9 protein-coding genes and 1 pseudogene are annotated in these 8,796 nt (G+C 71.9%); 9 read left to right on the forward strand and 1 reads right to left on the reverse strand.

Annotation, left to right across the window (positions count from 1 at the left end; genetic code table 11):
• The first annotated feature begins 559 nt into the window (after positions 1 to 559).
• The 9 genes and pseudogenes from ACY0I8_RS13885 (at position 560) to ACY0I8_RS13925 (ending at position 8,124) form a co-directional block, all read left to right on the forward strand.
• Positions 560 to 1,516, forward strand: coding sequence for a sodium-dependent bicarbonate transport family permease (locus ACY0I8_RS13885; protein ID WP_461395235.1), 957 nt, complete (start codon positions 560 to 562; stop codon positions 1,514 to 1,516).
• A gap of 3 nt (positions 1,517 to 1,519) precedes the next feature.
• A complete protein-coding gene (locus ACY0I8_RS13890) occupies positions 1,520 to 1,834 on the forward strand; it encodes a P-II family nitrogen regulator (protein WP_461395236.1) in 315 nt (104 codons plus the stop codon).
• The gene (locus ACY0I8_RS13895; RefSeq protein ID WP_461395237.1) at positions 1,834 to 2,133 is read left to right on the forward strand and encodes a PGPGW domain-containing protein; all 300 of its coding nucleotides are present in this window, start codon (positions 1,834 to 1,836) and stop codon (positions 2,131 to 2,133) included. Before ACY0I8_RS13890 ends, ACY0I8_RS13895 begins: the two co-directional genes overlap by 1 nt.
• Positions 2,130 to 2,405 carry a TFIIB-type zinc ribbon-containing protein gene (locus tag ACY0I8_RS13900; RefSeq protein WP_461395238.1) on the forward strand — a complete coding sequence of 92 codons (276 nt, stop codon included), beginning with the start codon at positions 2,130 to 2,132 and terminating at the stop codon, positions 2,403 to 2,405. The genes ACY0I8_RS13895 and ACY0I8_RS13900 overlap by 4 nt, the downstream gene beginning before the upstream one ends.
• A pseudogene (locus ACY0I8_RS13905) lies at positions 2,402 to 2,893 on the forward strand (D-glycero-alpha-D-manno-heptose-1,7-bisphosphate 7-phosphatase); the annotation flags it as partial. The gene ACY0I8_RS13900 and the pseudogene ACY0I8_RS13905, both read left to right, overlap by 4 nt.
• Before the next feature lie 51 nt (positions 2,894 to 2,944).
• On the forward strand, positions 2,945 to 3,898 hold the full coding sequence (locus ACY0I8_RS13910; protein WP_461395243.1) for an L-threonylcarbamoyladenylate synthase: 954 nt from the start codon (positions 2,945 to 2,947) through the stop codon (positions 3,896 to 3,898).
• Entirely contained in the window at positions 3,895 to 5,916 is a 2,022-nt protein-coding gene (locus tag ACY0I8_RS13915; protein WP_461395239.1) for a cation:proton antiporter domain-containing protein, read from the forward strand. Before ACY0I8_RS13910 ends, ACY0I8_RS13915 begins: the two co-directional genes overlap by 4 nt.
• Positions 5,917 to 6,012: 96 nt before the next feature.
• Positions 6,013 to 7,239 (forward strand): tyrosine--tRNA ligase, encoded by a 1,227-nt coding sequence (tyrS, locus tag ACY0I8_RS13920; RefSeq protein WP_461395240.1) that lies wholly within the window; start codon positions 6,013 to 6,015, stop codon positions 7,237 to 7,239.
• A gap of 15 nt (positions 7,240 to 7,254) precedes the next feature.
• Positions 7,255 to 8,124 (forward strand): DMT family transporter, encoded by an 870-nt coding sequence (locus ACY0I8_RS13925; protein ID WP_461395241.1) that lies wholly within the window; start codon positions 7,255 to 7,257, stop codon positions 8,122 to 8,124.
• A gap of 410 nt (positions 8,125 to 8,534) precedes the next feature.
• On the opposite strand, the gene ACY0I8_RS13930 is transcribed toward ACY0I8_RS13925, so the two are convergent.
• The coding region (locus ACY0I8_RS13930; protein ID WP_461395242.1) for a helix-turn-helix domain-containing protein at positions 8,535 to 8,796 on the reverse strand (262 nt) is incomplete at its 5' end.

Genomic DNA, 8,796 nt, shown 5'->3' on the forward strand with positions numbered 1-8,796 from the left:
ACCCCCAGCTCACGCTGCCGGGGTTCGATGTTGGACAGCTGAATCGCACGGCGGTGTAGGATGACCGCCCCAAACCGCGGCAGAAGGCCCTCTCCGGGCACTTCCCGGGACCTCTGTTATTCGTTTTTGGACAGCAGTGGGACGGCGCCGTGGGCCGGTTTAGAGAAACCCGGCGTCAATAAAGGCGTGCAAGGAGATCGCGGGGGCATGAGGCCTGGTTCCGGCCGGGCGCGAGAACGGCACCCGGAGCTCCACCAGCCCCCCACCCGCTAGTTTCCGTGGCAACCAGGGGGACCTGACAATATTTTCGTTGGTGCCCCTCAACCTCGGGGTAGGTCCGCGGGTGAAGGGGCCACGAGATGGGTGCCCTTCGGGTTGGGGCCCGGGTCGCGCGCCGGGCGAGTCGCCGGCAAACCCGGCCCCCTTCTTTTTGGAAACATGCGGGGAGTCCTTCGCGGGGCGGGCGAGCAAAGGGACTGCCAGGGGCCGTCGGCTCTCCCCCTCGGCCCCGCGGGGAAGGGCGTGTTCGCGGGGGCCCCCAACTGCCAGGAGCGCAGGGATGATCGACAACCTCCTTGATCCAGCGGTGCTCTGCTTTGCCTTCGGGGTGGCTGCGGGCCTCCTTGGCACGGACATCCGGCTCCCGGAGGCACTTTACGAGAGCATCAGCGTGTACCTGCTCCTCGCCATCGGCCTGAAAGGTGGGGCTGACCTTGCCCGGGTCGGCGTGATCCACGCCGGCCCCGCCGTGGCGGCTGCCGTGACCATGGGAGGGGCAATGCCCCTGCTCGCCTATCCGGTGCTCCGGCGCCTCGGCGGAATGGACCGGCCCAATGCGGCCGCCCTGGCGGCCCACTATGGCTCAGTGAGCGCGGTCACCTACGCGGTCTGCCTCACCTTCCTCGATGCCCGGGGAGTACCGTACGAGAGCTTCACGGCCGTGCTCCTCGCGTTCATGGAGTTTCCGGCGCTGGCGGTCGGCATTCTGCTCGCCAGGCGGGGAACGGGCCGGCAGATCTCCCTGGGGGAAACCTTACGGGAGATCTTTCTTGGGAAGGGGGTGTACTTCCTTCTCGTAGGGCTCCTGGTGGCCTACCTCGCCGGGCCCACGAAGGTGGAACCCCTGTGGCCGTTCTTCTACACTCCCTTCAAGGGGGTTTTGGCCCTGTTCCTCTTGGAAATGGGGTTGGTGGCGTCCCGCCGCATGGAGGCGCTGCGGACCCTGGGGCCTTTCCTCTTGGGGTTCGGCGTGGTCATGCCGCTCGTCGGAGGGGGACTGGGGGCTCTGGTCGGTGCAAACTTGGGGCTCTCCGTCGGGGGGACCGCGGTCCTGGCGACGCTCGCCGCAAGTTCATCGTATATTGCTGCGCCAGCCGCCATGCGGTTGGCCGTCCCGGAGGCAAACCCCGCTGTTTATCTGACCACATCGCTCGGGGTGACCTTCCCCTTCAACATCCTGTGGGGGATTCCCGCATACCTCTGGATGGCTTCCACCGTGCATGCATGGATCGGATAACCCATGGCGAATGAACTGCACTACAAACGCAGAAAACTGCTGACCATCGTCACCGAGGCCTCAATCGAGCGCAAAGTCACCGCCGACGCTCTCCGGTTGGGGGCCAAGGGGTACACCGTGTGCGAAGCCTCGGGCCAAGGCCACCGGGGAGTCCGGCAGGGTGACTGGGAGGCGAACCGCAATGTCCGGATCGAGATCGTGTGTGCCGAACAGGTGGCGCGCTCGATCATTGATCACCTGGTACAGACCTACTACGACGACTACGCCATGATCGTGTTTCTGTCGGACGTGGAGGTCATTCGACCCGACAAGTTTTGATGAAGAAACCCTGGTGGTACGCCGCCGGGCGGTCCCTTCCCGAGGCGGTCCGGCTGGTCCGCAAGGTGGCCGTGGCCCTGATCGGCGGAACCCTCCTGGTCGCGGGCCTGGTGCTCCTCGTGCTGCCCGGCCCCGGCACGGTGGTGATCCCCCTGGGGCTCGGCGTGCTGGCCCTGGAGTTCGGCTGGGCCCGCCGGACGCTGGCCCGGGTGCGGGCCTATTACGACCGGGCCGCGCGCCGGGAACGGGACGCCGGCCACCCCGACCCCGAAACATCCGAACACGGAGTCGCCCCATGATCTGCCCCCGCTGTGCCAACACGCTCACCCGCACCCTGCGCTACCGGGTCTGGCTCACCCACTGCCCGGTGTGCGGAGGCATCTGGATCGACCGGGACCAGATCGACGAGCTCGCCCGCCAGGTGGAGCGGCGCGATGCGGAACGCCGCCGGGCCGAGGCCGAACGGGCCCGCCGGCGCGGCGTCGTGAACCCCGCGGTGGAACCCGCCCCGCGCACCAAGATGGAGCGGATCCTCCTGGCCCTGGCCCGCACCGACGGGGAGGAGGAATGACGCGCCCCGCCGTGTTCCTCGACCGGGACGGCACCCTCGTCGAGGACGTGGGGTTCGTCCGGTCTCCCGAGGATCTCGTCTGGTTTCCGGACACCGAGGAGGCCCTGGGGCTTCTCGCCCCCCACTTCCCCCTGTTCGTCGTGACGAACCAGCCGGGCATCTCCCTGGGCGAGGTGACGGCCCACGAGGTGGAGGGTGTTCACGAGCAGATGGCCCGGAGGCTCGGGGAGGCCGGGGCCCCGATCCGGGCCTTCTACACCTGCCCCCACCAGCGTGCGGAGGGCTGCGTCTGCGTGAAACCCAACCCCCATTTCCTCCTCCGGGCGGCCGAGGAGCACGGCATCGACCTCGCGCGGTCGTTCGTGGTGGGCGATCACCCCCACGACATGGAGCTGGCCCGGCGGGTGGGAGCCACCGGGGTCTATCTGCTCACCGGCCACGGGGCCCAGCACCGGGACGAACTGGGAGGTCTCGCCGACGCGGTGCTTCCCGGCATCGGGGAGGCCGCCCGCTGGATCCTGGCCCGGGCCCGCATCGGCATCGTGGGCGCCGAGGGGATCGACGAGGCGGCCCGGGCCCTCCGGGAGGGGGGGCTTGTGGCCTTTCCCACCGAGACGGTGTACGGCCTGGGCGCCCACGCCCTGGACGAGGCCGCCGTGGCCCGGGTGTTCGAGGCCAAGGGCCGGCCCCGGTTCGACCCCCTGATCGTCCACCTCGGGGCCGCCGAGGATCTGCCGGCCGTGGCGGCCGAGGTGCCGGCCCTGGCCCGGGAGCTCGCCCGGCGGTTCTGGCCGGGGCCGCTCACCCTGGTGCTCCCCAGGGCGACCCGGGTGCCCGACCTCGTGACCGCGGGCCTTCCCACCGTGGCCGTGCGGGTGCCCTCCCACCCCCTGGCCCGGGAGCTCCTCGCCCGGGCCGGCGTGCCCGTGGCGGCGCCCAGCGCGAACCGGTTCGGCCGCACCAGCCCCACCCGCGCCGAGCACGTGGTGGAGGAACTCGCCGGCCGGGTGGATCTCGTGCTCGACGGCGGCCCCTGCCCCCTGGGGGTCGAGTCCACCATCGTGTCCCTGGCCGGGGAGCCCCGGCTGCTCAGGCCCGGCGCCGTGCCGGTGGAGGAGATCGAGCGGGTGACGGGCCCCCTCGCCCGGGGCGCCCCGAAGCCGGGGCTCGCCCCCGGCACCCTGCCCTCCCACTACGCGCCCCGGACCCCGCTCGTGCTGGTCGACTCCCTGGATGCCCCCAACCTCCCCCGGGGCCGGCTGGGGGCGCTCGCGTTTCGCGGCTCGCCGCCCGGAGACCGGTTCGAGGCCGTCGAGACCCTCAGCCCCCGGGGCGATCTGCGGGAGGCGGCCGCCCGCCTGTTTGCGGCCCTGCGGCGCCTCGACCAGGCCGGCCTCGACGCCATCGTGGCCGAGGCCGTGCCCGCCGAGGGGCTGGGCCTGGCCATTCTCGACCGCCTGCGCCGGGCCGCCGCCGGATCGGAGGCGCCGTGACCGTCGTCCAGATCCTGGGGGACTACGTCCTCGTGCTCGCCCTGACCGTGGCGGTGGTGTACCTCTTCCACCGGGTGCGGGTACCGGCGGTGGTCGGGTTCATCGCGGCCGGGGTGGCCCTGGGGCCCCACGGGTTCGGGCTGGTGGAGCGGCACCACGAGATCGAGATCCTGGCCGAGATCGGGGTGGTTCTCCTCCTCTTCTCCATCGGGATCGAGTTCTCCGTGGAGCGGCTCTGGCAACTCCGGCGGGTCGTGTTCGGGGGCGGGGCCGTGCAGGTGGCCCTGGCGGGGGCGTTGGTGGCGGGGGCCGCCCACCTGGCCGGGCTTTCGCCGCCCTCGGTCCTTGTGCTGGCCCTGGCCGCCTCGCTCAGCAGCACGGCCCTGGTGGCCCGGCTCGCGGCCGAACGGGCCGAGGTGGACTCGCCCCAGGGCCGGGCCGCCCTTTCGCTCCTCATCTTCCAGGACCTGTGCGTGGTGCCCATGATCCTGGTGGTGGACTGGCTGGGCGGGCACCACGCGGGCTGGGCCGGGCTCGCCTGGACCGCCGCCAAGGGCGTGGGGTTCATGGCCGGGGCCCTCGCCGCGGCCCGGTGGGTGGTGCCGGCGCTGCTGCGGGCCGCCGTGGGCACCCGCCGAAGGGAGATCTTCCTCCTCACGGTGCTCGGCCTGGCCCTGGGCGCGGCCTGGGCTTCGGCCCAGGCCGGCCTCTCCATGGCCCTCGGCGCGTTCGTGGCGGGCCTCATCCTTTCCGAATCGGAGTTCGGGATCCAGGCCTTCGGCGACATCGCCCCGCTCCGGGAGATCTTCACCATCCTCTTCTTCGTCTCGGTGGGCATGCTCCTCGATCCGCGGGTGATCTGGGAGTCCCCCGGCATGGTGCTCGGGGGCACCGCCGTCGCCACCGGGGCCAAGGCCCTCGCCGTGGCCGCCGGGGTTCTGGTGGCCGGGTACCCCCTGCGGATCGCGGCCGCGGCGGCCCTGGCCCTGGCCCAGATCGGGGAGTTCTCGTTCGTGCTGGCCCAGGAGGCCGCTAGCCGCGGCGTGATCGCCCCGGCCGAGGCCCAGTGGCTCGTGGCCTCCACCTGCCTCACGATGGGGGTGACCCCGTGGCTCTACCGGGCCGGCGGCAGGGTGGCGGGCTGGAGGGGCCGCCTCGGCCGGTGGGCCCTGGTGCGGGGCCCGTCGCTGGAGCCGGAGGACACCGCCCCGGCCCTCGAGGACCACGTGGTGGTGGTGGGCTACGGGGTGAACGGCCGAAACGTGGTGCGGGCCCTCGAGGTGGCCGGAATCCCCTACGTGGTGGTGGAACTAAACCCCCACACCGTGCGCCAGGAACGGAAGAGGGGCGTGCGGATCCTGTACGGCGACGCCACCTCCCCCGACACCCTGGTCCACGCCGGCGTGGAAAGGGCCCGGGTGGTGGTGGTGGCGGTCTCGGACGCCGCCTCCACCCGCCGGATCGTGGCCCAGGTCCGACGGCTCAACCCCGCGGTCCACCTCATCGTACGCACCCGGTACGTGCTCGAGGTGCCGGCGCTCCTGCGGCTCGGCGCGGCCGACGTGATCCCCGAGGAGTTCGAGACCTCGGTGGAGATCTTCGTCCGGGTGCTCCGGCGGTACCTGGTCCCCCGGGAAACGGTGGAGGCCCTCGTGACGGAGATCCGGCAGGGGGCGTACGAGATGCTCCGGGGGCTCGAGCCCGAGGCGGCCGGTGCGGACCTCCGGCCGTACCTGGCCGGGGTGGCGTTGCAGACCGTGCGGGTGGCCGCCGATAGCCCGGTGGCCGGGAAGACCCTGGCCCAGGCGGCCCTGCGGTCGCGCACCGGCGCCACCGCGGTGGCCGTGCGGCACCCCGACGGCCGGGTCATCGCAAACCCGCCCCCTGGCACCCGGCTGGCCGCCGGGGACGAACTCGTGCTGATCGGCGACCCGGCCGCCCTGGCCGAGGCGGCCCGGCTCCTCTCCCCCGCCCCGCCCGAGCCGGAGATTCCCCCGGCCCCCCCGGCCGGCCGTTGACCCCCCGGCGAACCGGTTGCTAGGATCGCCCGCCTTTGCGGGACTCCCCCGGGGGCCCCGCCAGCCCCGATCGATCACCACCAGGAGGGACACCCCATGGCCCACGTGCTCGACGTGCTCCGGGAGCGCGGGTTCCTCGAGCAGACCACCGGCGAGGAGGAGGTGCGCGAGCTCCTCGCAAGCTCCACCACCTGTTACATCGGGTTCGATCCCACGGCCTCGAGCTTCCACGTGGGGAGCCTCGTGCCCATCATGGCGCTCGCGCACATGCAGCGGGCCGGCCACCGGCCCATTGCCCTCGTGGGCGGCGGCACGGCCATGATCGGGGACCCCTCGGGGAAGACCGAGATGCGAAAGCTCCTGACCCTGGAGCAGATCGAGGAGAACGCCCGGGGGCTCAAGGCCCAGCTCGCCCGGTTTCTGGATTTCGACCGGGGGGCGATGCTCCTCAACAACGCCGACTGGCTCCTCGAGCTCAACTACATCGAGTTCCTCCGGGACATCGGGGTCCACTTCTCGGTGAACCGGATGCTCGCGGCCGAGTCCTACCGCCAGCGGCTCGAGACCGGGCTCAATTTCATCGAGTTCAACTACATGCTGCTCCAGGCCTACGACTTCCTCTACCTGTTCCAGCACTACGGGTGCCGGCTCCAGATGGGCGGGAACGACCAGTGGGGCAACATCGTGGCCGGGGTGGAGCTGATCCGTCGGGTCGAGGGCGCGGCGGCCCACGGCATCACGTTTCCGCTCATCACCACGGCCTCGGGGGCCAAGATGGGCAAAACGGCCCAAGGGGCCATATGGCTCGACCCCGAGCGCACGAGCCCCTACGACTTCTACCAGTACTGGATCAACACCGAGGATCCCGACGTGGAGCGGTTCCTGGGGCTTTTCACGTTCCTGCCCATGGAGGAGGTGCGGGAGCTCGGGCGGCTCGAGGGCGCCCAGATCCGGGAGGCCAAGGAGGTGCTGGCCTTCGAGGTCACGAAGCTCGTCCACGGCGAGGCCGAGGCCCGGAAGGCCCGGGACGCGAGCCGGGCGCTCTTCGGCGGGGCCGGAAACCTGGACGAGGCGCCGACCCACGAGGTGGACGCCCCCCGACTCCGGGAGGGCATCGAGGCCTTCGTGCTGCTGCACGAGGCCGGACTCGCGAAGAGCCGGGGCGAGGCCCGGCGCCTCATCGCCCAGGGCGGGGCCTATCTGCACGGCGAGCCGATCGGGAGCTTCGACCAGCGGATCACGGAGGCGGATCTCAAGGAGGGGGTGATCCTCCTGCGAGCGGGCAAGAAGAAGTACTGCGTGGTGCGGCCCCGGGGGAACTGAGGGCGGGGGCGCGGGGTGCGGCCCGGGCCGGGGTGGGTGCTGGCCGGAGGTGTGGGGGTCATCTCCACGGCCGCCATCCTGATCCGGCTGTGCGAGGCCCCGAGCCTCGCCATCGCGGCCTATCGGCTGGGGATCGCGGCGGCCCTCCTCGTGGCCTACGATCTTTGGAAGACCCGGCGGCTCCCCCCCCGCTCGGCCTGGCCCTGGTTCGGGGCGGCCGGGCTTTGCCTCGCGGCCCACTTCGCCCTCTGGATCGCGAGCCTCAAATACACCACGGTGGCGGCCTCGGTGGTGCTCGTCACCACGAACCCCCTGTTCGTGGCCCTGTTCGCATGGCTCCTGGGGGAGCCGCCGGACCGCCGAACCCTGGCCGGCATCGGGCTCGCCCTCGCCGGGGCGGGGCTCATCGGGTGGGGGGACTTCGGGGGCGGGACCGAGCCCCTCCTCGGGGACCTCCTGGCCCTGGGGGGCGCGCTCGCCATGTCGGCCTACCTCACGGTGGGCCGCCGGGCCCGGCGGGGCCTCGGGGCCCGCACCTACTCCACCTGGGTGTACGCCGTGGCGGCGGTCGTCCTCGCCGCCGCCGTGGCCGCCACCCGAACCCCGCTCGGCCCCTATCCCCCGGCCACCTACGGGTGGCTCCTGGCCCTGGCCCTGGGCCCCCAGATCCTCGGGCACACCGCGATCAACACGGCCCTGAGCCACCTCACGGCTCCGGCCGTGGCCCTGGCCATCCTGGGCGAACCCGTGGGTTCCACCATTCTGGCCTACCTGATCCTGGGCGAGGTGCCCTCGTGGCAGACCGTGGGGGGCGGGAGCCTCATCCTCGCCGGCATCGCCGCCGGGTTCGGCCTGGGCGGGAGAGGCCGGCCCGCAACGAAGTAATACCTACACAAGGATAGCCGCCGGCGGGTGGGGGGCTGGTTCCGGCCGGGTGCGAGTGCGGCCCCCGATCGCCGCGCCTTCGCATGCCGTTGCCGGCTCGGTAGGTCGGGGCGCCGGTAGCGGAAGTTCCGGCTCTTCCAACGCAGTCCGAGCCTCGTGGGGCGCGGCGACGTGAGGGGCCGCACCCGGCTCTCCACCAGCCCCCCACCCGCTGGTTTCCATAGCCACCACGGGGATCTGACAACGCTTCCGCTGGTGCTGGCACTCATAATGGATTGACGTGGACGGGTCGCGCTCACGCGCGGGGGGCGTGCGGATGCGGGCGACGGACCGGATGGCCCAACCGGGCCTTACCGGTTGCCATTCACCCTTCACCATTCACCATTCACGATTCCCGGTCCCCCGGCCCTTCACAGATCGATCCCGTAGTCCTTGATCTTGTAGAGCAGGGTCCGGTGGCTGATCTCCAGGAGCCGGCTCGCCCGGCTCCGGTTGCCCCGGGTCTTCCGGAGCGCCCGGCGGATCAGCTCCTCCTCCACCCGGGCCACCACCTTCTTGATCGAGTACTCGTCGGGGCCGATGGCCGGGAAGAGCCCGTCCTGCCCCTCCTGGATCCAGGGGCTCAGGTGGCTCGCCTCGATCGCGGTGCCGTCGGCCATCACCACGGCCCGC

It is taken from the genome of Deferrisoma sp. (genome assembly GCF_054681715.1).